Here is a 2,185-nt window from a genome sequence, read left to right on the forward strand (position 1 = left end):
GGCGGCCAGGGCTTCGTCCTCCCGCTGATTGCGCTTGAGGGCGATCGTCCGTTCGAGATCATCGAACTTGGTGCCGATAACGGCGGTCAAGCGTTTAAGTAGGAGGTCTGAATTCGGGTAGGTCGGCAAGAGGATCTGCAGGGCCGACAGGTGCCGTTGCGCCTGGATTTTGGCGGCTTGATAGGGAGCGAGATAGATTTCGTTGCCGGTGATGATGAAGCCGCGCTGGCTCGATTCAGCGGTCTGCATCGCGTTTCTCAATTCGACCGCCGCCACCCGGGTGTTGCGCGCGGCGATCGCGTCGTCAAAATATGACTGCGCCCGCTCGCCCAGCCAGACATTCATGGCGACGATCGTCATGAGGGCAACGAACCCGACCAGCAGGAAAGCGGAGGTCGATCCCACAAGGTAGCGCCTGGACATCATCAGGCACTCCTGCCTCATTCCCAGTCACTGTACCATTGCAGAATGAAGGCTACCTCGTCGTTCTAGGACCCGTTTGAGTGCAACCGCCCCTATCTACGCCGCCATCACTGACCCGGAGCAATGAGCACGGCGCCGCACTGCTCATAGATCGATTGCGCCTCCCGGCGTGGACATTGTGCCGTTAGGCTCACCCGCAGATCCATTAGCCGCGCATCACCGTTCTGTAAGGCTTGGCGGAGGAGCGCGACATCGAGCACGTCTCGCCTGCCACACGTGGCGCACGACACCACGATTTCGAAATGCGGCCAGGTCGAGAGCAGCGGCACAGTGCCGGCCGGTTGCTGAGGGGGTGACCGGGATGCTGATTTTTGCACGTCTTCGCGGGTTGGCTGCCTGCGTTGATACACGGGCTCGTCCGGATGATCCGGCGGTGGCAGATTTCGCTCCAGATCCGCGAACCGAGCGCCACAGCGCGGCTCATATTTGCGCGGGTTCGTCCGCCACCAAGGGCAGTCGTGCGCAAGATCGGCAAGCAGCCCGTCGAGGCTTTGCTCTGGACCATACCGGGCCGCCAGCCGGGCCAGACGGTAGCGTCCGCGCCGATCGCACAGCACGCACTCGATGCGCACCACGACCCAGGGATATTGCACGAGCGTCTTTGGCCGAAGCATCTGCCGAATGTGAACAGATGAAGAACGTCGGCAAGACCTATGCTACCCTCCCGGCAAATCGTAGGGGGGAAGCGGTCGCGATGACGGCTTTGTTGGCGGGGTTTGAGTGTGGCCGCCTCGGCTGGAACGGGCACGACCTGTTGCGCACCACGCGGCACATGCCCGAGGACCGCATGCCAGCGCATTATGCTATCGCGCGCCAGCACGGGTTGACCCGCTCGCGGGACGGGTTGCCGTGGCGCCATGATCCGAGGCCGCGTCTTCGTTGCGCTCACGCCGCAGGCATGAGCGTGATTTGGGATCTGAACCACTTCGATCCGCCGGACGATCCTGCCGCGCATGCCCGCAGGGTGGCCGAGGCAGCCAATCGGGCGGCACCCTTGTGGATCTGTCCGGTCAACGAGCCTTCACTGTACCCAAGACTATGTGGCATGCCGCAACAGGCGTCCGTGCACCTGGCCATCACCATGGCACGCGTCGCCAAGGATCATCACCCCGAGGTGCGCATTCTTTCGACCGACCCGATCACGGGTATTGGTGAACGCCAGTTTGCCGCGACGGACGCGCTGGTCGCGGCGGGCCTCGTTGACGTGGTCGGCGTGAACTACTATCCGCACACAGCCCGCACATCGCTATACAAGGTCTTGACCAAGGTCGCGCGACGCTACCGGCTTCCCATCATGGTGGCGGAGACGAGCTGGCATGATGGGCATCCGATCCACCATCGACGCCATCCCGGTTGGAGCAAGGGCGATTGGTTGCGACACATCCTGCAAGACGTGGCGGCCGCCGAGCAGAACGGTGCCGATGTCGTGGGTGTTTGCTGGTACCCGTTCGTCGATTGCCCGCCCTGGCACCGCCCGCGGTCACGGCAACGTTGGTCGCATGGCCTCATCCGCCAGGATCTTGGGGTCGATCCCCACCTCGCAGCGGCGCTGCAGGAGCACCGCTCGGAGCCGCAGCAGCTTCGGCTCGACTATGACATGGCGATCTAACCGCTTGGGGGGAGATCCAGGGGTTACGCATGAAATCAGTGAGCTATTTGACGGCCTGAAATCCGATATGATTCAGGGAGCCTCCTTGGCGTT

3 protein-coding genes are annotated in these 2,185 nt (G+C 62.8%); 1 reads left to right on the plus strand and 2 read right to left on the minus strand.

Annotated elements, in window-relative coordinates:
• Both M8523_RS36205 and M8523_RS36210 read right to left on the minus strand, forming a co-directional pair.
• Window positions 1–360: CHASE3 domain-containing protein (locus M8523_RS36205; RefSeq protein WP_282589628.1), on the minus strand; the 360-nt coding region annotated here is incomplete at its 3' end.
• Window positions 361–530: 170 nt separating this feature from the next.
• Complete coding sequence (locus M8523_RS36210) at window positions 531–1,097, minus strand: hypothetical protein (RefSeq protein ID WP_282589629.1); 567 nt, start codon at window positions 1,095–1,097, stop codon at window positions 531–533.
• 80 nt (window positions 1,098–1,177) lie between these two features.
• Here M8523_RS36210 and M8523_RS36215 point away from each other — a divergent pair, with 80 nt between their 5' ends.
• A complete protein-coding gene (locus M8523_RS36215) occupies window positions 1,178–2,092 on the plus strand; it encodes a glycosyl hydrolase 53 family protein (protein WP_282589630.1) in 915 nt (304 codons plus the stop codon).
• Window positions 2,093–2,185 lie beyond the last annotated feature (93 nt).

Source organism: Lichenifustis flavocetrariae, from assembly GCF_026130545.1.
Taxonomy (GTDB): Bacteria; Pseudomonadota; Alphaproteobacteria; order Rhizobiales; family Beijerinckiaceae; genus Lichenihabitans; species Lichenihabitans flavocetrariae.

What these genes read in the sequence shown, in the direction of transcription:
- M8523_RS36210 (WP_282589629.1), bottom strand. Translation starts at nt 1,097, where the DNA reads ATGCTTCGGCCAAAGACGCTCGTGCAATATCCCTGGGTCGTGGTGCGC.
- M8523_RS36215 (WP_282589630.1), top strand. Translation starts at nt 1,178, where the DNA reads ATGACGGCTTTGTTGGCGGGGTTTGAGTGTGGCCGCCTCGGCTGGAAC.